At 63.9% G+C, this 24,777-nt stretch carries 27 protein-coding genes; 14 read left to right on the top strand and 13 right to left on the bottom strand.

Annotation, left to right across the window (positions count from 1 at the left end; genetic code table 11):
* Positions 1-15: 15 nt before the first annotated feature.
* Both NKI29_RS04700 and NKI29_RS04695 read left to right on the top strand, forming a co-directional pair.
* Positions 16-1,128 carry an ABC transporter ATP-binding protein gene (locus NKI29_RS04700; RefSeq protein WP_352568417.1) on the top strand — a complete coding sequence of 371 codons (1,113 nt, stop codon included), beginning with the start codon at positions 16-18 and terminating at the stop codon, positions 1,126-1,128.
* Positions 1,125-1,337, top strand: a complete 213-nt coding sequence (locus tag NKI29_RS04695; protein ID WP_352568419.1) for a hypothetical protein — start codon at positions 1,125-1,127, stop codon at positions 1,335-1,337. The genes NKI29_RS04700 and NKI29_RS04695 overlap by 4 nt, the downstream gene beginning before the upstream one ends.
* On the opposite strand, the gene NKI29_RS04690 is transcribed toward NKI29_RS04695, so the two are convergent.
* The 10 genes from NKI29_RS04690 to NKI29_RS04645 all read right to left on the bottom strand — a co-directional run bounded on the left by NKI29_RS04690 (position 1,334) and on the right by NKI29_RS04645 (position 9,241).
* Entirely contained in the window at positions 1,334-1,573 is a 240-nt protein-coding gene (locus NKI29_RS04690; protein WP_352454766.1) for a DUF680 domain-containing protein, read from the bottom strand. The genes NKI29_RS04695 and NKI29_RS04690 overlap by 4 nt on opposite strands.
* Before the next feature lie 68 nt (positions 1,574-1,641).
* Positions 1,642-1,848, bottom strand: coding sequence for a DUF680 domain-containing protein (locus tag NKI29_RS04685; protein ID WP_352568421.1), 207 nt, complete (start codon positions 1,846-1,848; stop codon positions 1,642-1,644).
* Between the two features lie 71 nt (positions 1,849-1,919).
* Positions 1,920-2,123, bottom strand: a complete 204-nt coding sequence (locus tag NKI29_RS04680; RefSeq protein ID WP_023680227.1) for a DUF680 domain-containing protein — start codon at positions 2,121-2,123, stop codon at positions 1,920-1,922.
* 442 nt (positions 2,124-2,565) lie between these two features.
* Positions 2,566-3,312, bottom strand: coding sequence for an FAD-binding oxidoreductase (locus NKI29_RS04675; RefSeq protein WP_023680228.1), 747 nt, complete (start codon positions 3,310-3,312; stop codon positions 2,566-2,568).
* Complete coding sequence (locus NKI29_RS04670) at positions 3,309-3,920, bottom strand: molybdopterin-dependent oxidoreductase (protein WP_023680229.1); 612 nt, start codon at positions 3,918-3,920, stop codon at positions 3,309-3,311. The genes NKI29_RS04675 and NKI29_RS04670 overlap by 4 nt, the downstream gene beginning before the upstream one ends.
* Positions 3,921-4,053: 133 nt before the next feature.
* A complete protein-coding gene (locus NKI29_RS04665) occupies positions 4,054-5,592 on the bottom strand; it encodes a DegQ family serine endoprotease (protein WP_352568423.1) in 1,539 nt (512 codons plus the stop codon).
* A gap of 356 nt (positions 5,593-5,948) precedes the next feature.
* The gene (locus NKI29_RS04660; protein WP_352568425.1) at positions 5,949-6,674 is read right to left on the bottom strand and encodes an MBL fold metallo-hydrolase; all 726 of its coding nucleotides are present in this window, start codon (positions 6,672-6,674) and stop codon (positions 5,949-5,951) included.
* A gap of 16 nt (positions 6,675-6,690) precedes the next feature.
* The gene (locus NKI29_RS04655) at positions 6,691-7,857 is read right to left on the bottom strand and encodes a diphosphate--fructose-6-phosphate 1-phosphotransferase (RefSeq protein WP_352568427.1); all 1,167 of its coding nucleotides are present in this window, start codon (positions 7,855-7,857) and stop codon (positions 6,691-6,693) included.
* A 79-nt stretch (positions 7,858-7,936) separates the two neighbouring features.
* Entirely contained in the window at positions 7,937-8,257 is a 321-nt protein-coding gene (locus tag NKI29_RS04650) for a putative quinol monooxygenase (protein WP_352568568.1), read from the bottom strand.
* Between the two features lie 219 nt (positions 8,258-8,476).
* Complete coding sequence (locus NKI29_RS04645) at positions 8,477-9,241, bottom strand: L,D-transpeptidase (protein ID WP_352795603.1); 765 nt, start codon at positions 9,239-9,241, stop codon at positions 8,477-8,479.
* A gap of 188 nt (positions 9,242-9,429) precedes the next feature.
* On the opposite strand from NKI29_RS04645, the gene NKI29_RS04640 reads away from it, so the two are divergent.
* From NKI29_RS04640 to xylB, 3 genes are all read left to right on the top strand, one after another.
* Entirely contained in the window at positions 9,430-10,053 is a 624-nt protein-coding gene (locus NKI29_RS04640; RefSeq protein ID WP_352568431.1) for a LysE family translocator, read from the top strand.
* 9 nt (positions 10,054-10,062) lie between these two features.
* On the top strand, positions 10,063-11,388 hold the full coding sequence (locus NKI29_RS04635) for a tetratricopeptide repeat protein (RefSeq protein ID WP_352568433.1): 1,326 nt from the start codon (positions 10,063-10,065) through the stop codon (positions 11,386-11,388).
* A 191-nt stretch (positions 11,389-11,579) separates the two neighbouring features.
* Positions 11,580-13,034 (top strand): xylulokinase, encoded by a 1,455-nt coding sequence (gene xylB / locus NKI29_RS04630; RefSeq protein WP_352568569.1) that lies wholly within the window; start codon positions 11,580-11,582, stop codon positions 13,032-13,034.
* Between the two features lie 38 nt (positions 13,035-13,072).
* Here the strand turns inward: xylB and NKI29_RS04625 are convergent, their stop codons facing one another.
* A complete protein-coding gene (locus NKI29_RS04625; protein WP_352568435.1) occupies positions 13,073-13,435 on the bottom strand; it encodes a nuclear transport factor 2 family protein in 363 nt (120 codons plus the stop codon).
* A gap of 110 nt (positions 13,436-13,545) precedes the next feature.
* Here NKI29_RS04625 and xylA point away from each other — a divergent pair, with 110 nt between their 5' ends.
* Entirely contained in the window at positions 13,546-14,871 is a 1,326-nt protein-coding gene (gene xylA, locus NKI29_RS04620; RefSeq protein WP_352795602.1) for a xylose isomerase, read from the top strand.
* Positions 14,872-15,002: 131 nt separating this feature from the next.
* Here xylA and NKI29_RS04615 read toward each other — a convergent pair whose 3' ends face one another.
* Positions 15,003-15,635: a TetR/AcrR family transcriptional regulator gene (locus NKI29_RS04615; RefSeq protein WP_352795601.1), complete on the bottom strand. Its 633-nt coding sequence runs from the start codon at positions 15,633-15,635 to the stop codon at positions 15,003-15,005.
* A 93-nt stretch (positions 15,636-15,728) separates the two neighbouring features.
* Here NKI29_RS04615 and NKI29_RS04610 point away from each other — a divergent pair, with 93 nt between their 5' ends.
* Positions 15,729-16,382, top strand: a complete 654-nt coding sequence (locus NKI29_RS04610) for an O-methyltransferase (RefSeq protein ID WP_352795600.1) — start codon at positions 15,729-15,731, stop codon at positions 16,380-16,382.
* Positions 16,383-16,548: 166 nt separating this feature from the next.
* Positions 16,549-16,758, top strand: coding sequence for a hypothetical protein (locus NKI29_RS04605; protein ID WP_023680243.1), 210 nt, complete (start codon positions 16,549-16,551; stop codon positions 16,756-16,758).
* 86 nt (positions 16,759-16,844) lie between these two features.
* Here NKI29_RS04605 and NKI29_RS04600 read toward each other — a convergent pair whose 3' ends face one another.
* Positions 16,845-17,825: a GlxA family transcriptional regulator gene (locus NKI29_RS04600; protein WP_352724635.1), complete on the bottom strand. Its 981-nt coding sequence runs from the start codon at positions 17,823-17,825 to the stop codon at positions 16,845-16,847.
* 76 nt (positions 17,826-17,901) lie between these two features.
* Between NKI29_RS04600 and bcoG the strand changes: the two genes are divergently transcribed.
* The 6 genes from bcoG to NKI29_RS04570 all read left to right on the top strand — a co-directional run bounded on the left by bcoG (position 17,902) and on the right by NKI29_RS04570 (position 24,767).
* Entirely contained in the window at positions 17,902-18,813 is a 912-nt protein-coding gene (bcoG, locus tag NKI29_RS04595; RefSeq protein WP_352451615.1) for a 3-dehydrocarnitine:acetyl-CoA trimethylamine transferase BcoG, read from the top strand.
* A 31-nt stretch (positions 18,814-18,844) separates the two neighbouring features.
* On the top strand, positions 18,845-19,474 hold the full coding sequence (locus NKI29_RS04590; RefSeq protein ID WP_352620667.1) for an HD domain-containing protein: 630 nt from the start codon (positions 18,845-18,847) through the stop codon (positions 19,472-19,474).
* The gene (locus NKI29_RS04585; protein WP_352620665.1) at positions 19,471-20,544 is read left to right on the top strand and encodes a carnitine 3-dehydrogenase; all 1,074 of its coding nucleotides are present in this window, start codon (positions 19,471-19,473) and stop codon (positions 20,542-20,544) included. The genes NKI29_RS04590 and NKI29_RS04585 overlap by 4 nt, the downstream gene beginning before the upstream one ends.
* Before the next feature lie 4 nt (positions 20,545-20,548).
* On the top strand, positions 20,549-21,712 hold the full coding sequence (locus tag NKI29_RS04580) for an acyl-CoA dehydrogenase family protein (RefSeq protein ID WP_352640926.1): 1,164 nt from the start codon (positions 20,549-20,551) through the stop codon (positions 21,710-21,712).
* A 201-nt stretch (positions 21,713-21,913) separates the two neighbouring features.
* Positions 21,914-23,992, top strand: coding sequence for an acetate--CoA ligase family protein (locus tag NKI29_RS04575; RefSeq protein WP_352795599.1), 2,079 nt, complete (start codon positions 21,914-21,916; stop codon positions 23,990-23,992).
* Positions 23,985-24,767: a carnitinyl-CoA dehydratase gene (locus NKI29_RS04570; RefSeq protein WP_023677592.1), complete on the top strand. Its 783-nt coding sequence runs from the start codon at positions 23,985-23,987 to the stop codon at positions 24,765-24,767. Before NKI29_RS04575 ends, NKI29_RS04570 begins: the two co-directional genes overlap by 8 nt.
* Positions 24,768-24,777 lie beyond the last annotated feature (10 nt).

The raw sequence follows: 24,777 nt of genomic DNA, 5'->3' as shown, positions 1-24,777 counted from the left end.
GAACTGGAGGGTACCATGGCCGATGTCACGCTACGGCAAGTGAAGAAATCATACGGCAATCTCAACATTCTGCACGGCGTCGACCTCGATATAAAGTCGGGCGAATTCATCGTCTTCGTCGGTCCCTCTGGTTGCGGCAAGTCGACCTTGCTGCGCTGCATCGCCGGGCTGGAGGAGATCACCTCGGGCGAGCTCAAGATCGATGGCGAGATCGTCAACGACGTGCCGCCGTCGAAGCGCGGCATCGCCATGGTGTTCCAGTCCTATGCGCTCTATCCGCACATGACCGTCTACGACAACATGGCCTTCTCGATGAAGATCGGTAAGGAAAGCAAGGCCGAGATCGACAAGCGGGTGCGCCAGGCGGCCGAGATCCTGCAGCTGACCAAATATCTCGACCGCCTGCCCAAGGCGATGTCGGGCGGCCAGCGCCAGCGCGTCGCCATCGGTCGCGCCATCGTGCGCAATCCCAAGGTTTTTCTGTTCGACGAACCGCTATCCAACCTCGACGCGGCGCTGCGCGTCGCCACCCGCATCGAGATCGCCAAGCTCAAGGAGTCGATGCCGGCCACAACGATGATCTACGTCACCCACGACCAGGTCGAGGCGATGACGCTGGCCGACCGCATCGTGGTGCTGAAGGAAGGCCATATCGAACAGGTCGGCACGCCGATGGAGCTCTACAAGCGGCCCGGCAATCTGTTCGTCGCCCAGTTCATCGGCTCGCCGGCGATGAACATCCTGCCGGCGACGATCGACAAGACCGGCAACCCGACGGTCGTCAGCCATGTCGGCGGCCGCAAGGCGACGGTGCCGATCGCAACGCCTGCCTCGGCGAAAGGCGCTGCGGTGAGCTTCGGGGTGCGGCCGGAGGATCTGATGATTGCCACCGGCGCCGACTATTTGTTCGAAGGGACGGTCGATTACGTCGAGCAGCTCGGCGAGGTCCAGCTCGTCTATGTCGACATCGGCCGCGCCGACCTGCCGCTGGTGACCAAGCTGCCGGGCAATGTCGAGGTCAAGCGCGGAGCGACGCTGCGGCTGACGGCGGACGCCGGCGACCTGCATATTTTCGACGCGGACGGGCGCTCTTTCGCGCTCCATGAAGCAGAAGCAAAGGCGGCTTGAAGCAGGCGTTCTTCCGCCATGCAAAAAACAAGAGCGGCGGGCATGGCCCGCCGCTCTTGTCTGGAATTCCAGTTCGGCCGTTAGAGCGGTTCATCGTTTCACGGAACGCCGAACCGCTCTATCTCTTTGTTTTGACGCAATTCCCAAGGGAAAGCGCTACGCGCTTTTCCCGGGAAAACCGTTTCACACTTTTCCTGGAATTGCTCTAGTTGTTGCCGAAGAGGTTGCGGTCGGCGCCCTGAGGCGCGGACTTGGGCACATCGCCAGACGAATTCAGCAGCTTGTAGATCGGCGAATTGCTGTCACGTACCGAATACGTCTGCGTCTTGTCGACGTTGACGGTCGACTGCTTGTTGATGTCGGTCCCGCCAACATTGTCGTTGCGGGCATAAGCGCTGCCGGCGGCAATCAAGAGAGCGGCGGCAGTAAGAACAATCTTTTTCATTTTGGGTACTCCTGGATTTTCGAAATCAAGCGGCGGGCATGCCGCAGCCTTGATGGTGGGATCGGCTGTTAGTTGTTGCCGAAGAGGTTACGGTCGGTGCCTTGGACAACCGGCTGCTTTTCAGCCTGGTCCGACGTCTTGACGGAAGCCGTGTAGGAGCTGTCGACCGAGACAGCGGGCTGGTTGGCTCCGTTGGAACCAAAGTTGTCGCTGCCCGCGAAGGCGCTGCCGGTGATGGCCAAAACGGCGGCGGCAGCAAGAACGATCTTTTTCATCTTAATACTCCTGAATTTTTCAGATCCCCGGACGGCGGATATGCCCGCCGCCCTGATGCTGGGATCGGCTGTTAGTTGTTGCCGAAGAGGTTTCGGTCGGCGCCCTGGACAGGCTGCTGGTCAGCATGAGCCGGCTTCTGAATGGAAGCCGTATACGAGCTGTCGACCGAAGCGGCAGGCTGGTTCGCACCCTTGGAACCAAAGTTGTCGCTGCCAGAGAAGGCGCTGCCGGTGATGGCCAAAACGGCGACGGCGGCAAGAGCGATCTTTTTCATTTTAGTACTCCAGTATCTCAGTTTTTCCGTCCGTCCAGCGGCGTGTCTTGGGAGGAATTCGCGTCGTTCGGACAGCCCCGATGTGGGAAAGGCGATGGCCAGTTTCCAATCACGAAGTTGTTTGGTGTGGACCAAGAATCTACACCTTGAAATTGTGCCAGAGATTCCCTTCGCCACAATTTTATTGCTAAATATCAAGTAGATAGCCCATAGTATCGGTCTGGCTGCAAGGTGACTTGGGGAGGCAGCGTTCACAGCGTCCTGCACGCATTGTCAACAGAAACGAACCGTTCGGTTCGATTTTTTAAACCGATAAAAGTCGCAGCCGAGGCTCTTTGTCGAATCGTTAACCATTTCGGCCAAACGCGGCGTCGGCGTTGCGGCTGCTTTTGGCCTGCTTTATGCCGCCCAACAAAGGCAGCAACCGGGCAAGCAGAACCGGTCAGACCCCGTAGCGTTCGGTGCGGATGAGTGCCGCAGGCACCCCGGCATCGATCAGTGCCTCGGCGGCGGCCGTCACGAATGCGTTCGAGCCGCAGACAAAGGCGAGCTTCGGCGGCGCGGGCAGCCTCGTCATGGCTTGCACCATCATCGCGGCGTCGACCCGCCGCGCATGATCTGCCGGACGGCGGGCCGGCTCGCGCGTCAGCGTCAGCACCAGGTCGAAGCCATCCCGGCGCTCGGCGAGGTCGATCAACTCGTCGCGAAAGATCACCTCGTCCCAGACCCGCGCCGAAAACACCAAGGTGGCGGCGACCAGCGATCCCCGCATCGCCCGGTGACGGACCATCGACATCAGCGGCACCACGCCCGACCCGCCGCCGACGAGCAGGAGCGGTCCGCCATCGCCGTCGGACCAGACGAAATGGCCGCCGAGCGGCCCGCGCAATTCGACCTCGTCGCCCACCGCCGCGATCTCGTGAAAGAACGGCGAGACCTCGCCGTCCTCGAGTTTTTCAATCGCCAGTTCGATGGTCTCGCCGGTCTCCGGCGCCGAGGCGATGGAGTAGGAGCGGCGCGCCTGATAGCCGTCCGGCGCTGTCAACCTGACATCGACATGCTGTCCGGCATGGTAGACGAAGGGCCGCGACGGCTGCAGGAAAAAGCTGGTGACGCGCGGCGTGCGCTTTTGGATGCGGGTGATGGTGACCGTCTGCCAGGGCGACTGCGCCGCCGGTGCGTCGCTCATGGATCGTTCGTGTAGCGCTGCTCGCGCCACGGATCGCCGTAGATATGATAACCTCGCAATTCCCAGAAACCCGGCTCGTCACGCTCGGTGAACTGCAACCCGTTCAGCCATTTGGCCGATTTCCAGAAATAGAGGTGCGGAACGAGCAGCCGGGCCGGGCCGCCATGATCGGGGGTGATCGGCTTGCCCTCGTAAAGCAGTGCCACCATCGCCTTGCCGCCGGTGAGATCCTTCGTTGGCACATTGGTGGAATAGCCGTCGAAACCCAGCGCCAGCGTGAAGGCGGTGGGCGGCTCGATGCCGGCGTCGGCAAGGATGTCGTCGACCAGCACGCCCTGCCACGCGGTGTCGAACTTGGTCCATGCGGTGACGCAATGGATGTCGCGCGTCATCTTGGTCAAGGGCAGCGCGTTGAACTCGGCCCAGTTCCACTTCTTGATCGGCCGCGGCCCGTGCTTAAGCGTAAACGACCAATCCTCGGTGCGGACATGCGGCGTCGGGCCGGCCGACAGGACCGGGAAACCTTGCTCGAGATATTGCCCCGGCGGGATACGTGCATCCGTATCCGTCGGCGGCTTTCGTCCGGAAGAGAAGCCTCGGGTAACCATCGAGAATATCCGTTTGCGCAAGGTCCAATCGACCTTTGTCAGTTTTCTCGAAGACGCGTGCGCGGGCAACCGAAATCTTGGCTCCGGCCTGGCGGCAATGCTCTACATCGATCTTGGCAGCGCGGCGCCCGCTTCAGCCACTGGCGAAGGGGACGGCGACGAACATCTGGGCGTCGCCACGCTCGACAAGCAGCAGCACCGATTTCTTGCCAGATTTGGCAGCCTGCACAATCGCCTGGTTAGCCTGCCTGGCGTTCCTCACCGGATGCTGGTCGACGGCGACGATGATGTCGCCGGGCTGGATGCCGGAAGCCGATGCCGCCTTGTTCGGGTCGACGCGCTCGACCAGCGCGCCGTGCTGGTTGCCTGCCAGGTTCATTGCCTGGCGCACATCCGGGGTGACGTCCATCAGGCCGAGACCGAGCGCCGGTGCGCGAAGGCCCTGCTCCGTCGACGGCTGACGCCGATCGCCGGTCACCGATCCCGTTGCCATGTCGTCTTCGTTGCGCCCGACCTCGACGGAGATCTGCAGGCTTTGCCCCTGGCGCCAGACATTGAGGGTTTCCCTCGTGCCGGGCGCAACGTCGGCGACGGTGCGCGACAGATCCCTTGGATCCTTTATGTCGCGGCCGGCGAAACTGGTAATGACGTCGCCGGTCTCGATGCCGGCCTTGGCGGCCGGCGATCCGTCGCTGACCTGCGCGACCAGCACGCCGGCTGCGTGATCGAGGCCGATGGCGCTCGCCATGTTAGGCGTCACCGGCTGGATCTGGACGCCGAGATAACCGTACTGGATGGAGCCGCCCTTCATCAGCTTGGCGACGACCTTTTGCGCCTGGTCCGAGGGGATGGCGAAGCCGACGCCGACGCTGCCGCCATTCGGCGAAAAGATCGCCGTGTTGATGCCGACGACATTGCCGTTCACATCCGTTAGCGGGCCGCCGGAATTGCCCCGGTTGATCGGTGCGTCGATCTGGATGAAGTCGTCAAACGGCCCGCTATGCAGGTCGCGGCCGCGCGCCGAGACGATGCCGGCCGTGACCGTAGTGCCAAGGCCGAAAGGATTGCCGAACGCGAGCACCTGGTCGCCCGGCATGAGCTTGTCGGAATCGCCCCATTTGATGATCGGCAAGGGCTTGCCGGCTTTGACCATGAGCACGGCAAGATCGTTCTTGGCGTCATGACCGATCAATTTGGCGGGAAGCTCGGTGCCGTCGTCGAGCGTCACCTTGATCGACTGGGCGCCGTCGACGACGTGATTGTTGGTGACGATGGTGCCGTCGGCGCCGACGATGAAGCCTGAGCCGAGGGCCTCGGTGCGCGGCGCCTGTTCCGGCGGTGTCTTGGGGGCGGGCTGTCCCTGGTCATCGAAGAAATGGCGGAAATAGTCGTCGAAAGGCGAGGTTCCGCCAAAGGGAGAGGCGTCGCTCATGGTGTCCGGCTGTTGTACTTTCATGACCGTCGCGATGGTCACCACTGCCGGTTTGTCGGCCGCCACGACCGGAGCGAACGAACCGCTGGGCGCCGTCATTCCGGTGACAGGTGGGGTCACTGTTGCCGCCAGGACATCATTCAGCCTGGGAGCGAGGGGCAGGGCGAAGGGGCTGACGATCAGCGCGGCGCCCAGCAGAGCGGCGACGCGATGTCTGCGAAGGGTCTGGATTGGTGACATGGCCGTTGTCCGGGCGAGAGATTGATCGGGCGCCGCAGCGTTCCGTCACCGGAATGCTCTATCGGCGTGTCGGCCTTGCCTGTCTCGCCTGGCACGGCGGCCGACCGGATCGACAGCCCCGCATCTAGGGCGCCGATCGTGGTTTCCAGATAATATTACGAAGATTTAATTTCCGGCTGGCAGCCGCCTTGCCGGGCTGGCGCCGAAACCCGAAACAAAAACCCGCCTTGCGGCGGGTCATTGGGGCGAATCAGCACCATACCTAGATTACTAGCATAGCTGCCGGCACAAAGCAAGAACAAAATAGCTGCGCAAGACAAATCGCTTCAGATTTGCGCCGCCTCAGCCGAGGCCTCCTATTCGCCTTTCCAGTCGGTCCGGCTGAGATAGGTGGTGGCGATCTCGCGCATCCGCCTGCCGTCGAAGCTCGGTCCATGGCCGCCATGGCCGATGCGGATCGGCAGCTCGAGCAGGCGCTGCATCGTGCGGCGATAGGCGGCACGATCCGAATCCGGCAGGTCGTCGATCAGCATGGCGTCGTAGATGGCGTCGCCGGCGAAGAACAGGCCGTCAGCCTCGTCGAACAGCGCGATCGAATCCGGAGAGTGGCCAGGCAGATGCAGGACGCGGAATTGGCGGTCGCCGAGGTCGATCCTATCGCCCTCGTCCAGGGTCCGGGCCAGAGGCGCGGGCTGAATCCTGTAATCGGCCGCCTTCCAGCCCTTTGCCGGCAGCCTGGAGACGGCGCCTTCCAGATCATGGAACATGTAGGCGTAGGTCACCGCTTCATCCATGCTGTCGAACTGTGCGGCGCTGTGGCGCGGCCCTGCCCGCAACGGAAACTCGTGCAGCGAGCCGACATGATCGAGATGGATATGCGTGGCGACGACGAGCAGCGGCTTGCCGGACGGCGTGTCGATCTGCGGCGCCAGCGGGCAGATCCCCATGCCGGTGTCGACCAGCAGGTCGACATCGCGGCCGCGCAGATGCCAGATGTTGGCGCGCACGAATTCGTGCACGAAGGGCTCGGTCAGCATCGTCGTCTTGGCGTCGACGATGGTTTTGCTGAACCAGCTGTCCATCAGATCAAGGCCGGCATCAGACGAACGGCTTGCCGACCTTGTACTTTTGCGGGACCAGCCGCTTCAGATAGGCCATCCCCGCATCGGACAGCCGGTTGACATCCGGCAGCATGAAATCATCCGGCATATGGCGCGTCTTGCCGGCGACGTTCTTCAGCGGCACCTTCTTCAGCACGGTTTTCTTGCCGTCATATTGCAGCGCCACCGAACCGCCCCCCTCGTCGGCCACCGTGACCGCGAAGGCACCGGCATCGAAGGCCTCCTGCGCGTCCACCGCGCTGATGGCGCCGACATAGCCGCGCGGCATATAGCCGAGCGCATCGACGCGCGCCCGCTTGCCCGGCAATCCTTCGGCGAGCGCGCGCTCCAAGGCTGCCGGCAGGTCGCTGCCCGACAGCTTGACGTTGCCGTGCTGGTCGCGCTCCAGCCTTTCCGGCGGCACCAGGCTTTCGACCAGCGCTTTGCCGTCGGCGGTGCTGACGCCTTCGGAGACGGCAACGATGCAGCGCTTGTGGCGGTCGAGCGTTGCACGAACGTCGTCGATGAAGCCCACCGCGGAGAATGGCCGCTCCGGCACGTAGACGAGATGCGGGCCGCTGTCCTGATCGAGCTGCCAGGCCGCGGACGCGGCCGTCAGGAAACCGGCATGCCGCCCCATGACGATGCCGACATAGATGCCCGGCAGAGCGCGGAAATCGAGATCGACCGAAAGGAATGCTCCAGCGACGAACTCGGCCGCCGACATGAAGCCGGGCGTGTGATCGTTCTCCTCGAGATCGTTGTCGATGGTTTTCGGCGCGTGGACGAAGGCGATCTTGCCGCCGGCGGCGTCGGTGAGGATCTGCTGCGTGCCCGAGGTGTCGTTGCCGCCGATATAGATGAAGGCATCGGCGCCGGCGTTCTTCAAGCCGTTGAGGATGAGGTCGCAATAGGCGGCATCCGGCTTGTCGCGCGTCGAACCAAGCGCGGCGCTCGGTGTCGCCGCGATCAGCCGCAGGCGGTCCTCGGGGATGGCGGAAAGATCGACGTAATTGCCGTCACGAATTCCGCGCACGCCGTGGATGGAACCAAGCACCTTGGCGCCGGGATGCCGCTTGCGGATTTCGAGCGTGGCGCCCACCACGGTCTGGTTGATGACGGCGGTCGGGCCGCCGCCTTGCGCGATGACAAAAGTTCCGGCCATTGTTCACGTCTCCCGGGCGGTGAAAATCGCAGGCACATTCGCCTGTCTTGCGGCATCGCGCAACGGCAGAGGCAGTGGGTCAGTTTGAAATCGGGCCACTCTTCGCCTGCAGCGCGATAGGATCCGTTTCGATGAGCCGAAGTGACCTGACCATACTCGCCGTCCGCGCCTTGTATTTGAGAAAGTGCGGCGTGGTCAGGTGGGCCTCATAGGCCGCCTGATCGGCGTAGCATTCGATCACGCGCACCTTTTCAGGCGTGCCTTTTACTGCCACCGCATGAAGGAAAAGCACGCCCGGCTCGACGCGTACAGAAGCCTCAATCTCTTCAGCAAGCAGGGCCTTGTAGCTGCCGATCTGCTTAGGATCGATTTCCAGTTCGGCTATCCTGACAAGCGGCATCAATTGCTTTCTTGCTTCTTGCAAGGGACCACGCATGGTCGGCTTCTCCGCTTCGCTCGCCTCGATCAGCGCAACGATGTCGCGATCTCCCAAAACTTGTCAGTCACGCGAGCGGACGTGGCTGGGCAAGGCGAAGCGTCGCATGAATTCGCACAAAATTGTAGTACATGGGTGTGCAGCGCTAGCCGGCAGAGTAATCGCTCGAGCCTTGGCCGCCGGTCAGACGACGACGACCGGATTCTTCTTGGAGACGCGGCTGTAGAGATCGATGATGTCCTGGTTGATCAGGCGCACGCAGCCCGACGACATCGCCTGGCCGATGCTCCACCATTCGGGCGAGCCGTGGATGCGATAGCCGGTGTCGCTGCCGTTCTGATAGATGTAGAGGGCACGCGCGCCGAGCGGATTGTCGAGGCCGCCCGGCTGTCCGCTTTGCCATTTCACCAGTTCCGGCCTGCGGGCGATCATCTCGGGCGGTGGGGTCCAGACCGGCCATTCCTTGCCGTACTGGATGTTGGCGCGGCCGGACCAGCGGAACCCGTCCTTGCCGATGCCGACGCCGTAACGGATCGCATCGCCGCCGGACTGCACCAGATAGAGCAGCCGTTCCTGCGAGTGAACGACGATGGTGCCGGGTTGCTCGCCGGTCGGATCGACGACGATCTGGCGGCGGAACTCCGGCTTGACCTTGAGATAGGGCACTTCCGGCACATTGAAGCCACCGTCGGTGAGCGAAGCGTACATCACGTCGGGGCTGGTGATGTTCTTGTCGACGCTGATACTCGGACGCATCGGCCGGATCGAGCCGGTGGTGACGTCGTCGAGCTGCAGCGACGGCAGATCCAGCGTCTGGCTGCAGCCGGCGACGCCGAGCAGCGCCAGCGCACCGGCGCCGGACAGCACCGTGCGGCGGGAAAGCTGTATTTCGGTTTCGATTGCGTCGCCGTTGTGCGGCAGCGACAGACCTTGCGGCAACTCACGCATTTACCCAAACCCTACGCTGTCGGCGGGAAACACGATCCGGCCGGATAGCAGGCATTTTCACCAATCATGGTTGAAAAAGCGTGAAGGCCGGCCGCCTGGCGTTAACGAGGGGCTTTTTCGATTTTTGCCTCTTTACATCTGCGCGGGACCAAGGATTTATCCTCTTCTTTGAGCTCAAGGAGAAGAAAATGTCCTTCGAAAACTGGGCCGCCTTTGCCGCCGCCTCGGCAGTCCTTCTGGTCATTCCAGGTCCGACCATCCTGCTGGTGGTGTCCTATGCGCTCGGCCAGGGCTGGCGCACCGCGCTGCCGATGGCAGTCGGCGTGGCGCTCGGCGACTTCACCGCGATGACATTGTCGATGCTGGGCATCGGCGCGCTGCTGGCGGCGTCCGCCACCGTATTCACCGTGCTGAAGGTGATCGGCGCCGGCTATCTGATCTATCTCGGCATCAAGCTGTTTCGCGCCGGCGGCGCGCTCCGGGCCGAACCGCGCACCGATGCGGTGTCGTCGGCGAAAATGATGGCGCATGCCTGGCTGGTTACCGCGCTCAATCCGAAAAGCATCACCTTTTTTGTCGCCTTCCTGCCGCAGTTCCTCGACCGGCATGCGGATTTCTGGACACAGATGCTGATCTTCGAGACGACCTTCCTGGCGCTCGCCTTCGCCAATGCCTTCGGTTATGCGCTGATCGCCGCAAGGGCGCGCAACGTGGTGCGCAACCCAAAGGCGATCCGCATCTTCAACCGCACCGGCGGCACGCTGCTGGTCGGCGCCGGCATCGCGACAGTGGCGATGCGCTCGGGCAACTGAGGACAGACCATGGCGGTGAGCGATGCATTCGGCCTGACACTGTCTGGCGCGACGGAGGCCGGGCTCTCGTCCTACAGCCGGGCTGTTCGCGAATTGCAGTGCTTCATCGGCGATCCGGTCGGTTCCATTGACCGGGCAATCGCCGAAGATCCCGGCTTCGTCATGGCGCATGTGTTCAAGGGTTATCTCTTTGGCCTTGCCACCGAGCGCGAAGCGACGGCGGTGGCCAAGGCATGTCACGAGGCGGCGCTGCCGCTTGCCGCGACGACGCGCGAGCAGGCGCATGTCGCCGCCCTTGGCTACCTTGCGGATGGACGCTGGCACGAGGCCGCCCGCGTGCTGGAGGATATCGCCATCGAGTTTCCGCTCGATGCGCTGGCGCTGCAGACCGGCCACCAGATCGACTTCTTCACCGGCAATGCGCGCATGCTGCGCGACCGCATCGGCCGCGCGCTGCCGTCCTGGCAGAGCGGCATGCCGGGCTATCACGCCATACTCGGGATGCAGGCCTTCGGGCTGGAAGAAATGGGCGACTACGCGCGCGCCGAAAAACTTGGCCGCACGGCGGTGGATCTCGAGCCGCGCGACGGCTGGGCCCAGCATGCGGTGGCCCATGTCATGGAGATGCAGAGCCGGCAGAAGGACGGCATTCTGTGGATGCGCGCCAATCCCGAAGCGTGGACGCGGGAAAGCTTCCTGCAGGTGCATAATTGGTGGCATCTGGCGCTGTTCCATTATGATCTCGGCGAGACCGACGAGGTGCTGGCGCTCTACGACGGGCCGATCTATGGCGAGCGCTCGAAGCTGGCGCTCAACATGGTCGATGCCTCGGCGATCCTGTGGCGGCTGCATCTCGGCGGCGTCGATGTCGGCGAGCGCTGGACGGCACTCGCCGCCAACTGGTTGCCCAAGGCGAGCGCCGGCCATTATGCCTTCAACGACGCCCACGCGATGATGGCGTTTGTCGGCGCCGGCCTCGAAGCGCCGGCCCGCGGCTTGCTCGAGGCGCAGCGCGAGGCGATCCGCGGCAAGGACGACAACGCTGCTTTCACCAGGGATGTCGGCCAGCCCCTGACGCTCGCCATCAAGGCATTCGGCGAGGGCAATTATGCCGGGACGATACGCCTGATCCGGCCGATCCGGGCAATCGCCCATCGCTTCGGCGGCAGCCACGCCCAACGCGACGTCATCGACCTGACGCTGATCGAGGCGGCATTGCGTTCCGGTGATGGCGCGCTGGCGAGGGCGCTTGCGGCGGAACGCGCGCTGGCACGGCCGGACAGCCCGTTGTCGGCACTGTTTTCACGGCGTGCAACCGCTCTCGCGGCGAATTGACCAAGGCCACATCTTGCCTTAAAAACTGCCCCGGCCAGATTTTTTCGAGCGTCGAAAAAATCTTCGCGTGTTGACCGGGGTGCGTTTCCGGCGGCACGATTGCCGGGATATCTTCGCCGCCCGTGTCACAGGACTGGGCAGGGAAGCAAGAAAGACCGTCGCCGCCAGGCATGACGGACATGGGAGGAAACATGTATCTCGGCCTCGATCTCGGCACGTCGGGCGTCAAGGCGCTGCTGATCGATGCAAGGCAGAGCATCGTCGGTTCCGGCCATGCACCGCTCGACGTGTCGCGCCCGCATCCCGGCTGGTCCGAGCAGAACCCGGCCGACTGGATCCGCGCCTGCGAAGCGGCGGTCGGCGAGCTGCGGTCAATGCATGCGAAGGAACTCGCGGCGGTCAAAGGCATCGGCCTTTCCGGCCATATGCATGGCGCCACTCTGCTCGATGCCGCCGATCAGGTGCTGCGCCCCTGCATCCTATGGAACGATACACGCAGCCACGCCGAGGCGGCCGCGCTCGACGCCGACCCGCGCTTTCGCAAGCTAACCGGCAACATCGTCTTTCCCGGTTTCACCGCGCCAAAGCTGGCCTGGGTCAAGAACAACGAACCGGCTGTTTTCGCCAAGGTGGCAAAGGTCCTGCTGCCGAAGGACTTTTTGCGGCTCTGGCTCGCCGGCGAGCATATTTCGGAAATGTCGGATTCGGCTGGCACGTCGTGGCTCGATGTCGGCAAACGAGCCTGGTCCGCCGAACTGCTCGCCGCCACATCGCTCGACGAAAGCCAGATGCCGTCGCTGGTCGAAGGCACGGCCAAGGCCGGTGCCTTGCGCGCCGAACTGGCCGCGAAATGGGGCATGCAGGCGGGCATCCCGATCGCCGGCGGTGCCGGCGACAATGCGGCTTCGGCCTGCGGCATGGGCACGGTCGGCGCCGGGCAGGCGTTCGTCTCGCTCGGCACGTCCGGCGTGCTTTTCGCCGCCAACGCGTCGTATCTGCCCAACCCGGAAAGCGCCGTGCACACATTCTGCCACGCACTGCCCGGCACCTGGCACCAGATGGGCGTCATCCTGTCGGCAACCGATTCGCTCAACTGGCTGTCGGGGATCGCTGGAAAAAGCGCCGGCGAGTTGACCGCCGAACTCGGCGATGCGCTGCAGGCGCCGGCCGGTGTCTCCTTCCTGCCGTACCTGTCAGGCGAGCGGACGCCTCACAATGATTCCGTCATTCGGGGCGCGTTTACCGGGCTTGCCCACGAATCCGGCCGCGCGGCGCTGACCCAGGCCGTGCTCGAAGGCGTCGCTTTCGCTTTCCGCGACAGCCTCGAAGCTCTGGCCAAAGCCGGCACGACGCTGACCCGGGTGACGGCGATCGGCGGCGGCTCGCGCTCGCGCTATTGGCTGAAGGCCATCGCCACAGCGCTTGGCCTGCCAGTCGATATTCCAGCCGACGGCGATTTCGGCGCTGCCTTTGGCGCGGCCCGACTTGGCCTGATCGCGGCGACCGGTGCCGATCCGCGCGCCGTCTGCGCGGCGCCGGCGACCGACGCCACGGTCGAGCCGGTCGCCGCCCTCGGTGACGCCTATGCGCAAGCCTATCAGCGCTATCGCCAGCTTTATCCGGCGATCAGAGGCGCCACGGCGTGAACGGTTTCCCGCCCACGCCGCGGCCTGCCGAGAAGGCCTCATTGTGCCGGCACTTTGTCGAGAAAGCCGGTGACGCTTTTCAGCCGGCCATTTTCGATGACGCCGATATCCGTGCCTTCGATGACGGATTCGATGCCGTCCGGCCCAAGATTCCACGAAAAGCGGATGGTATCGGCGAAGCCGTCCGGCTTGCCTTTCAGCGAGAACCTAAAGCCGGCAAAGCGCTGCTGCACGCCGTCGATCAGCGCCGCGATGCCGTCATGGCCGTCGCCCCGCATGATCGGATCGCGATAGCCGACGTCCTCGGTGAAGGTTGCCTCGAGCAAGGCTTTTCTGCGCGCGTCGTCGCTCTCGTTCCAGGCGGCGATGTAGTTTTCGGCAATGGTGTTGAGGTCGGTCATGGTCTGTCTCCTTCGTTGGGTGGCTTTGACATGAGCCTTTTCGACCAGCTTCAGCGCGAAACCAATTACGCCTGAGGTAATCAGGCCGAACCATGCGAGAGGAAAAGAACATGAGCAGCGGTTTTTTCGGCGACATCCAACAGATCAAATACGAGGGACCGGATTCGACCAATCCGCTGGCCTACCGGTTCTACAATCCCGACGAGATCGTCGCCGGCAAGCGGCTGGAAGACCATCTGCGCTTTGCCGTCGCTTATTGGCATTCCTTCGCCTGGCCGGGCGGCGATCCGTTCGGCGGCCAGACGTTCGACCGGCCATGGTTCCCCAAGGCCGGCGGCACCGACACCATGGAGCTGGCCAAACTCAAGGCCGACGTCGCCTTCGAGATGTTTTCGCTGCTGGGCGCGCCTTATTTCTGCTTCCACGATGCCGACGTGCGGCCGGAGGGCCGGGACTTTTCCGAAAGTGCGGCGCGGCTCGACGAGATCGCCGATTACTTCTCGGGAAAGATGAAGCAGACCGGCGTCAAGCTGCTGTGGGGCACGGCCAACCTGTTCTCCAACCGCCGCTTCATGTCAGGCGCCGCCACCAATCCCGATCCGGACGTCTTTGCCTATTCGGCGGCGACGGTGAAACACTGCATCGACGTCACCAAGCGGCTGAACGGCGAGAACTACGTGCTGTGGGGCGGCCGCGAGGGCTATGAGACGCTGCTCAACACCGACCTTGCCCGCGAACAGGAACAGGCCGGCCGTTTCCTCAACCTGGTGGTCGATTACAAGCACAGGATCGGCTTCGAAGGCACCATCCTGATCGAGCCGAAGCCGCAGGAGCCGACCAAGCACCAGTATGATTACGACGTCGCCACCGTCTATGGCTTCCTCAAGCGTTTCGGACTGGAGAACGAGGTCAAGCTCAACATCGAGCAGGGCCACGCCATCCTGGCCGGCCATTCGTTCGAGCATGAACTGGCGCTGGCCAACGCGCTCGGCATTTTCGGTTCGATCGACATGAACCGCAACGACTACCAGTCGGGCTGGGACACCGACCAGTTCCCCAATAATGTGCCGGAGATGGCTCTGGCCTACTACCAGGTGCTGCAGGCCGGCGGCTTCAAGACCGGCGGCACCAATTTCGACGCCAAGCTCAGGCGCCAGTCGCTCGATCCGCAGGATCTGCTGATCGGCCATATCGGCGGCATGGATTGTTGCGCCCGCGGCCTCAAGGCGGCAGCGCGCATGGTCGAGGACAAGGCGCTGTCCGCCCCGCTCGCCGAGCGCTATGCCGGCTGGGATTCGGCCGAGGCCAAGGCGATGCTTGCCGGCAAGCGTACGCTGGAGGAGGTCGCTGAGCGCGTCGTCAAGGAGAAGATCGAGCCGCAGCCCAGATCCGGCCGCCAGGAGCTACTCGAGAACATCGTCAACCGGTACGTCTGAGGCGTACCCGGTTCGCGGCCGCATTGTTCGAACGGCCGCGGATAAAGGCGGCTTTCCGCGGGGCTGAAACCAACAAGGTTTGCCCCGTGTGAAACTCGCGTGGCCTGTTCGCTGACTGGGTCTGGCGCGTCTTAGCCGTGATCGAGGCCTCTCAGGTAGGCGCAAAACATGTCGGCCATGGCGTTGGCGTAGACTTCAATCTCCTTGGGCGTTCGAGGCGTCTCCGAGAACTGCTTCCCCACCGTGCTAAGCGTCGTCATGACCAGGTCGCCGGCCAATTCGCGAGTCACTTGCGCGGCGTTTGGCAACGCCTCCTGCATGAAGAGCTGGATGGTGCGGTCTCCGGACGCCCTTGCCGTGTGCGCCTCGGGCGCGTCGCGGTAAAGCGGTGCGGCGTCGTCGAGCGCCACACGCACCGCGGCCTCGTCACACTCCGAGCGGAGGAAGGCGTGGACCAGGTCGCGCAGCCGTTCAAGTGGCGGTTTCCTGACGTCCTCGAGGATGTCGCGCAGCAAATCGGTCGTCTGCCGCCATTCGTCGCTCTGGAGCCGGAACAGGATCGCCGCCTTGTTCGGAAAATACTGATACAGCGATCCGACGCTGACGCCGGCCTTCTCGGCCACCCGTGCCGTGGTGAAGCGCTGCGCGCCTTCCCTCGCCAAAACCTGAACAGCAGCCTGCAAAATCGCAGCGACGAGCTCCGCCGAGCGGGCTTGCTTGGGCTGTTTTCGCGAGGAAATCCGGGAGCTTCGGTGATCGCTCATTGAGGGGCGCGCCAATGCGATTAGTGAACGCGAATGATTGGTCGTATTTTGAATGCCGCACAAGAACGCATTCCATTCCGACTGGAGACCGATATGACCACACTGACGACAACGCCGCTCGCGCCCCTGCTGGACCGCCTGTTCGAGGAAGCCGCTGCCGCAACGAGCCCTGCAGTGGCGGAACTCTCCGCCGAGGAGCGGATGCGCCTCGTTCGAAGCAAGACCGAATACCTCGATTTCTATGGGCGGCTAAGGGATCTCTGGCTTCCCGTTTCGCGAGAGACCGGCACGCTGCTCTACATGCTGGCACGAGGCAGCGGCGCACAGACGATCGTTGAATTTGGAACCTCGTTCGGCATCTCGACCCTGCACCTTGCCGCAGCCTTGCGGGACAATGGCGGCGGCCGCCTGATCACCAGCGAGTTCGAGCCATCCAAGGTCGCGCGCGAGAGGCGTAATCTGACAGCAGGCGGTCTCATCGACATGGTGGAAATCCGACAGGGAGACGCGCTGCAAACATTAAGCGTCGATCTTCCCGAAAGCGTCGACCTGCTTCTGCTCGACGGCGCCAAAGCGCTCTATCCCGAGATCTTGAGTCTGGTTGAAAGCCGCCTCAGGCCGGGCGCCTTCGTCATTGCCGACAACGCCGATCTTTGCCCCGAATACCTCGAGCGGGTGCGCTCGACCGGGAGTGGCTACATGTCCACGCCGTTCGGCGAGGATGTTGAACTGATGCGGCTTGGCTGAAGCACTGCCTGACCTGCCGGAACGATCGTGCCCAAGATGGGCGGCGGCGGACAAAACTTTGCCCGGCATCGCCCATCAATCGCCTCGCTCTTGCCTTCAAACAGCCGTCACGAACCTCCTATAGTGTGGTTCGTGGCGGGATTCAGAAAGAAGGAGGCGAAACGATATGCAGCACGAACGCGAAATCGACGCCCTGCTCTCATCTGGCGAGGCTGGATCGATCATCGACCGGCTGATGGCGCTGCCGCACCCGAAACAAGGTGCGCTGAGTGCAAACGAATGGGATCGCGCGGTCGCCAGCCGCTTCGAGACCCATCTTGCGAGACAGATGCGCTCGCAGATCGACGGCAGCAGCGACCGCCAGGACGCTGCCTGATCTACCTTTGTCTATGCATGTCGTTATCCCAAAACCGCTCCGCACCCTCGGGTCAAGCCCGTGGCCAAGCTTTTGGGCGACATGCATTATCCCCGACGCAGCCTGACCGGCGCTTCGCCGAACGCTCTTGAAAACGCTCTGGAAAATGCCGCGGCGGACGAAAACCCCGTTCGCCCGGCAATGTCCGCCATGGCGATGCGCGTGTCGACCACCAGCCGGCGCGCGGCGCCGAGGCGCAGCCTGAGGTAATAAGCGCCCGGCGTTTCGCCGATCGACTTGCGAAAGATGCTTTCCAGCGTCCGTGCCGTCACCCCGGCGCGCTTTGCCACGGCGGCGATAGTCAGCGGCTGGTCGACATGCGCTTCCATCAGCCGAATGGCTTGCGCCAGCCTGGGATCGTAGCCGTCGAGACGGCCGAGCGAGACCAGCGGTTGCGCGTCCGTCGCGGCGCGCGCCTGGTCGTAGATGAAGACGCTCGCGACATCTAGCGCCACGGCCATGCCGAGCCGCGTGCGGATCAGATGCAGCATCAGGTCGAAGGTCGGCGAGGCGCCGCCGGTGGTGAACACCGGGCCATCGATGACGTAGCGGTCGGGGCGCACGTCGACGCCGGGAAAGGCCGACGAGAAATCCTCCATGTCCTCCCAGTGGGTGGTGGCGCTGCGCCCCTCCAGCAGACCCGCGCGGGCAACCAGCCAGGTGCCGGCCTCGACGCCGCCGCAGGCGCGTGCCGCGCGCGCCGCCCGGCGCAGTCCGGACAGCAGGGCCGATGTGGCGTAGTTCTGCGTGCCGAAGCCGGCGACGACGACCAGCATATCGGTTGTGTCAGCCGCATCGAAGCGGCCGCTGACCACCACCGGCAGGCCGCATGTGGTGACCGGCGCCTCGCCTGTCACCGAGACCAGCCTGAAATCGAACAGCGTCTCACCGGCAATGCGGTTGGCGGCGCGCAACGGATCGACGGCCGACGCGACGCACATGATCGACGAGCCGGAGAATACCAGCAGCGTTACCTTGAGCGGCAAACGCTCGGCCCGAAAGATCGTCGGTTTTTCGTTTTTGGTCACACGATCTTCGTAAAACGCAAAACAGTTTCCGGCAAGTCAGGCATTCTTGCCCTACGTTCTATTGGGAGAGAGTCCGATGCCGTTAGCGATGAACCGTGAGGTTTTCATTACCTGTGCCGTGACCGGGTCCGGCGGTTCGCAGGACCGCAGCCCGCATGTGCCGCGCTCGCCCAGAGAGATCGCCGATTCGGCCATCGAGGCGGCAAAGGCAGGTGCTGCAATCGTGCACTGCCATGTGCGCGATCCCGAGACCGGCAAGCCTAGGCGCGACGTGCATCTCTATCGCGAAGTAACCGAGCGCATCCGCGCGGCAGACGTCGACGTGGTGCTGAACCTGACCGCCGGCATGGGGGGTGACATGGTATTCGGCCCGCCGGAGAAGCCGCTGCCGCTGAACGAAAAAGGCACGGACATGGGCGGCGCGAGCAACCGCATGGAACATGTGCGCCAGTGCCTGCCGGAAATCTGCACGCTCGATTGCGGCACGATGAATTTCGCCGAGGCCGATTATGTCATGACCAATACGCCCGGCATGCTGCGTGCCATGGGCGGCATGATGACGGCGCTCGGCGTCAAGCCGGAGATCGAGGCCTTCGACACCGGGCATCTGTGGTTCGCCAAGCAATTGGTCGAGGAAGAAGTGCTGAAGCCGGACGCGCTGGTGCAATTGTGCATGGGCGTGCCGTGGGGCGCGCCGGACGACCTCAACACCTTCATGGCCATGGTCAACAATGTACCGTCGACCTGGAACTGGTCGGCCTTTGCCATTGGCCGCAACCAGATGGCCTATGTCGCGGCCGCGGTGCTGGCCGGCGGCAATGTCCGCGTCGGACTGGAGGATAATCTCTGGCTCGACAAGGGCGTGCTGGCGACCAATGCGCAGCTGGTCGAGCGGGCGGTCAGCATCGTGTCGAATATGGGCGCCAGGGTCATCGGCCCGGACGAAGTCCGCAAGAAGCTGAACCTGACGAAGCGCGCACCGCTTTGAAAAGCCGGTAGCCGGTTGGGAGGAGCCGCCGATGAAGACCGTGAAATTCACCGCCATGAAGGACGGCGACCGCGAGGACTATGCGTTCCTCACCGAGCACGAGATCGACTATGCGGTAAAGACCGGCGAGCGGCTGCTCGACGCGCTCGTCCAGCTTGATGCGGGCCTCTCGGGCTACAAGATCACCCGGCTCGGCCATTCACTGCAAGCGGCAACACGGGCCTGGCGCGACGGCGCCGACACCGACTGGATTGCCTGCGCCTTGCTGCACGATATCGGCGACATCTACGCGCCCTATAACCACGACGAGTATGCGGCGTCGATCCTGAAGCCTTTTGTGCGCGAGCAATGCACCTGGGTGGTGGAGAAGCACGGCGATTTCCAGCGCCTCTATTACGCCCACCACCTCGGCGGTAATCCACACGCCCGCGACCGTTTCGCCGGGCACATCTACTTCGACGATTGCGATGAGTTTTGCGAACGCTGGGATCAGTCGAGCTTCGATCCCGACTACGAGACATTGCCGATCGATTTCTTCCGGCCCTTCGTGCTCGAAGTGTTCGCGCGCAAGGCCTATGACGCATCCGTGATCCGTGCCGGCGAGCGTGTCGCCCTCACCGACCCCGCAACAGCCCGCACAAGAACCGGAGCTTCCGCATGAGCATCATCAACAAGGCGGCCGCCATCGGCGGCGGCGTCATTGGCGCCGGCTGGGTGGCGCGGCTGCTGCTCAACGGCATCGACGTGTCGATCTTCGATCCCGACCCCGAGGCGTCACGCAAGGTCGGCGAGGTGATGAAGGGAGCGCGACGCGCCTACAAGCAGATGCTGCCCGGCGGCCTGCCGAAGGAGGGCAAGCTTACCTTCGCCAAGACGATCGCCGAGGCGGTGGCCGACGCCGACTTCATCCAGGAAAGCGTGCCGGAGCGGCTCGACCTGAAGCACCGCGTGCTGGCCGAGATCGACCTTTATGCGCCGGCCAACGCCATTGTCGGATCCTCCACCTCCGGCATCAAACCGACCGACATGCAGGTGGCGATGAAGAAGCACCCGGAGCGGCTGGTCGTCGGCCATCCGTTCAACCCCGTCTATCTGCTGCCGCTGGTCGAAATCGTCGGCGGCGAACAGACCTTTCCCGAGGCGATCGAAGTCGCCAAGGAGATGTATGCCTCGATCGGCATGAAGCCGGTGGTGATCCGCAAGGAGATCGAAGCGTTCGTCGGCGACCGGCTGCTCGAAGCGGCCTGGCGCGAGGCGCTGTGGCTGGTCAAGGACGGCATCTGCACGGTCGAGGAGCTCGACGACATCATGCGCTACGGCTTCGGCCTGCGCTGGGCGCAGATGGGCATGTTCCAGGTCTATCGCGTCGCCGGCGGCGAGGCCGGCATGCGCCACTTCATGGCGCAGTTCGGCCCGTGCCTGAAATGGCCGTGGACCAAGCTGATGGACGTGCCGGAGTTCAACGATGAGCTGGTCGAGCTGATCGCCACGCAGTCGGACGACCAGGCGCACGGTCTGTCGATCCGCGAGCTCGAAAAGATCCGCGACGACAATCTGGTCGCCATCATGGAGGCACTGTCGAAGCAGAACAAAGGCAAAGGCTGGGGTGCCGGCGCCCTGCATAAGGACTACACCAGGCAGCTGGCCAAGCTCGCGGCCAAGAAGCCCACCGCCTCCAAGGCGGCCGAAAAGGCAAAGGCTGAAAAGCCGAAGAAAAGGAAGAAAGGCTGAGACCATGGATTTTGGTCTTTCGGAGGAGCAGAAGCTCATCGTCGAGACGACGCGGGCCTTCGTCGAGAACGAGCTTTACCCACATGAGCGCGAAGTGGAGCGTACCGGCGTGCTGCGCCGCGACCTGATCGAGGAGATCAAGGCCAAGGCGATCGAAGCCGGCCTCTATGCCGCCAACATGCCGGCCGATGTCGGCGGCGCCGGGCTCGATACGGTGACCTGGCTGCTCTATGAAAAGGAACTCGGCCGCGCCAATTACGCGCTGCATTGGACCTGCGTGGCGCGGCCTTCGAACATCCTTCTCGCCGGCACGCCGGAGCAGCGCGAAAAATATCTGTTTCCCTGCATTCGCGGCGAGAAATGGGATTGCCTGGCAATGACCGAGCCGGGCGCCGGCTCCGATCTGCGCGGCATGAAGGCAACCGCCGTGCAAGACGGCGACGACTGGGTGCTGAACGGCACCAAGCATTTCATCAGCCATGCGGACCTCGCCGATTTCGCCATCGTCTTCATGGCCTCGGGTGAGGAAGGGTCTTCGCGTGGAAAACGCAAGAAGATCACCGCCTTCTTTGTCGATAAGGGCACCAAGGGTTTTACGGTGCGCGACGGCTACCGCAACGTCTCGCATCGCGGCTACACCAATGCCATCCTCGAATTCGACGATTGCCGGTTGCCGGCGAGTCAGGTTCTGGGCGAGGTCCACAAAGGCTTCGACGTCGCCAATTCGTGGCTTGGCGCAACGCGCCTGCAGGTCGGCGCCACCTGCCTCGGCCGCGCCGAGCGGGCGCTTGGCCACGCCGTCGAATACGCCGCGCAGCGCCAGCAGTTCGGCCAGCCGATCGGCAAGTTCCAGGGCGTGTCGTTCAAGCTCGCCGACATGGCGACCGAGCTGAAGGCCGCCGACCTGATGGTGTTCGAAGCCGGCTGGAAGTACGATCAGGGTACCGTCACCGACCAGGACATGGCCATGGCCAAACTGAAGGCCACCGAGATGCTCGCCTTTGTCGCCGACGAGGCGATCCAGATCCATGGCGGCATGGGGCTGATGGACGATTTGCCGCTCGAGCGCATCTGGCGCGACGCCCGCGTCGAGCGCATCTGGGAAGGCACCTCGGAAATCCAGCGCCACATCATCTCGCGGGCGCTGCTGCGCCCGTTCGGGGGCTGAACAGCGCAATGTTTGCATTCCTTCGCGCCCCCCTCTGTCCTATCGGACATCTCCCCCTCAAGGGGGGAGATCGGCCGCCATTCCTGATTTCGCCAGTTATTGCCGTTGCATGCCTGGGGCCGGCGGCCCAACTGCCAATCTCCCCCCTTGAGGGGGAGATGCCAAGTTTTGGCAAAGAGGGCAGGGCAGAGGAGGGTGTTCATGCACAAACTTGAGCGCCTTTTGCGCCCGCGGACAATCGCGGTCTTCGGTGGCGCGCAGGCTGCCGCCGTCGTCGCGCAATCGATCAAGATGGGCTTTGCCGGCGAGATCTGGCCGGTGCATCCGAGCAAGGCCGAGGTCGCCGGCCGCAAGGCCTATCGCTCGGTGGCCGAATTGCCCGGTGCGCCGGATGCCGCTTTCGTCGGCGTCAACCGGCACTTGACCATCGAAGTGGTCAAGGCACTGGCCGAGCGCGGCGCCGGCGGTGCGGTCTGCTTCGCCGCCGGCTTCCTCGAAACCGAGGCCTATGACGAGGACGGCGAGCGGCTGCAGGCCGAGCTGGTCGCGGCGGCGGGCCAAATGCCAATCATCGGGCCGAACTGCTACGGGCTCATCAACTATGCCGACGGCGCGCTTTTGTGGCCCGACCAGCATGGCGGCATCAGGCTGCCAGAAGGCGGTCGCGGCGTTGCCATCATCACCCAGTCGTCGAACATCGCCATCAATATGACGATGCAGAAGCGCGGCCTGCCGATCGCCTTTCTGATGACCGCCGGCAACCAGGCGCAGACCGGGCTTTCCGAAATGGCGCTCGGCCTGATCGAGGACGACCGTGTCACCGCGCTCGGCTTGCATATCGAGGCTTTCGATTCGGTAGCCGGCTTCGAAAGGCTGGCGGCACGGGCGCGCGAGCTGAAAAAGCCTGTCATCGCCATGAAGGTCGGCCGCTCCGAGCAGGCGCGGCAGGCGACCGTTTCCCATACCGCGTCGCTGGCCGGCTCGGACGCAGCGTCCGGCGCCTTCCTGAAGCGGCTCGGCATCGCCCGCATCGATTCGATCCCGGCCTTCATCGAGGCGCTCAAGCTGCTGCACGTCACCGGCCCCCTGCCCGGCTACCGGCTGTCGTCGATGAGCTGTTCGGGCGGCGAGGCGTCGGTGATGGCCGACAGCGCCGAAGGCCGCTGGGTGACGTTTCCGCCACTCACCCCCGAGCACCGCGCGCATGTCAAATCGACGCTCGGGCCGCTGGTCGCGGTGGCCAACCCGCTCGACTACCACACCTTCATCTGGAACAACGAGCCGGCGATGACCGCCACCTTCACCGCGATGGTGTCGGGCGGCTTCGACCTCAACATGCTGGCGCTCGATTTCCCGCGCCCCGACCGCTGCTCGGACACCGACTGGTGGGCGACGCTGCGCGCCTTCGAAGTGGCGCTGAAGACCAACAGCGCGCAAGGCGCGATCGTCTCCTCGCTGCCGGAGAACCTGCCCGAGGAATACACTGCCGGCCTGATGGCGCGGGGCATGGTGCCGCTGTTCGGCATCTCCGAAGCCATGGACGCCGCCCAGGCGGCGGCCTTCATCGGCTGGGCCTGGCGCGAGCCGCAGGCGCAGCCGATCGACACTTCGGCGTCCGGCGCGCCGGTCGGCGACCATGTCACGCCGGACGAGGCCGAGGCGAAGGCGCGGCTCATCGAGGCCGGGCTCCCCGTGCCGAAGGGCGAGCGCGCCGGCAACGCGGTCGAAGCTGTCATCTCCTCGATGGCGCTCGGCTTCCCGGTGGCGCTGAAGGCCCTTGGTGTCATCCACAAGTCCGAGCTCGACGCGGTCCGGCTCAATTTGAGGGATGCCGAATCCGTCAGCACCGCCGCCCACGATCTCGGCCCGCTCGGCACGGGCCTTTATGTCGAGCGCATGGTGCGCGACGGCGTCGCCGAGCTGCTCGTCGGCTTCACCCGCGACCCGATGTTCGGCGCCGTGATGACGCTCGGCACCGGCGGCGTGCTGGTCGAGCTGTTGCGCGACAGCGTCACGCTGATGCTGCCGGCGACCCGCGACGATATCGAGGCCGCTTTGCGCGGGCTGAAACTGTTCCCGCTGCTCGACGGCTATCGCGGTCGGCCGAAGGCCGATGTCGCAGCGGCAATCGATGCGATATCGGGCATTGCCGCTTTCGTGCAGCAAAACGCCGGCGAGATCGAGGAACTCGACATCAATCCGCTGATCGTCTGCACCGAAGGCAAGGGCGCCTGGATCGCCGATGCGCTGCTGGTGCTTGGAGACAAGAAGAATGTCTGAAATCATTTCGACCCGCCGCGAAGGCGCTGTCCTCGAAGTCACGCTCGACCGGCCCAAGGCCAATGCCATCGACCTGAAGACGTCGCGGCTGATGGGCGAGATTTTCAAGGCGTTTCGCGACGATCCCGACTTGCGCGTCGCCATCGTCAAGACCGCCGGTGACAAGTTCTTCTGCGCCGGCTGGGACCTGAAGGCCGCAGCCAGCGGCGACGCGGTCGACGGCGACTATGGCGTCGGCGGCTTCGGCGGGCTGCAGGAACTGCGCGACCTCAACAAGCCGGTGATCGCCTGCGTCAATGGCATGGCGGTCGGCGGCGGCTTCGAACTGGCGCTATCCTGCGACCTCATCTATGCATCGGATCACTCCTCCTTCGCCCTGCCCGAAATCCGTGCCGGCACGCTGGCCGATGCGGCGACGATCAAGCTGCCTAAGCGCATCCCCTACCATGTCGCCATGGACCTTCTGCTCACCGGCCGCTGGATGGATGTCGCCGAGGCGCATCGATGGGGCCTGGTCAACGAGGTGCTGCCCAAGGAAAGACTGGAGGACCGCGTCTGGGAAATCGCACGGCTGCTTGCCAGCGGCCCGCCGCTGGTCTTCGCCGCGATCAAGGAAACGGCCAGGGTCGCAGAATCGCTGACGTTCCAGGACGCCATGAACCGGGTGACGCGCCGGCAACTGTCGACGGTTGACGCACTCTACGGCTCGGAGGACAATCTCGAGGGCTTTCGCGCCTTTGCCGAAAAGCGCGATCCGGTGTGGAAGGGGAAGTAGTGGTATTGCA

Source organism: Mesorhizobium sp. M0678, assembly GCF_040320505.1.
GTDB lineage: Bacteria > Pseudomonadota > Alphaproteobacteria > Rhizobiales > Rhizobiaceae > Mesorhizobium.
This window is presented reverse-complemented; position numbering and strand designations above follow the sequence as displayed.